General features: G+C 36.0%; 1 protein-coding gene. It reads right to left on the reverse strand.

Going from position 1 to position 239, the window contains the following annotated elements; translation table 11 throughout:
- Positions 1–239: hypothetical protein (locus tag SB764_RS44300; protein WP_410867350.1), on the reverse strand; the 239-nt coding region annotated here is incomplete at both ends.

Raw genomic sequence — 239 nt, forward strand, 5'->3', positions numbered from 1 at the left:
TCTCCTTCCATAAGTCAAAATATAAGTTGGCTTTATCTACTTTCTTCTTAGTCAACGCTGCTGGAAGATTGTCATAGGCAACGGAGGAAGCAAAGCGAATTGTAGAAGGAATACAAGTATCAAAGAATGTAATACCATTCTCATGTAAGTATTTTCTAGTCTCGTCCAATATTTCAGTATGCAAAGTAGTTACAGTTTTCACTAGAGTAGCTACTACACCAAGTAATTGCAAATCAGGA

The sequence above is a fragment of the Paraburkholderia sp. SIMBA_027 genome (assembly GCF_046535315.1).
Lineage (GTDB): Bacteria > Pseudomonadota > Gammaproteobacteria > Burkholderiales > Burkholderiaceae > Paraburkholderia > Paraburkholderia tropica.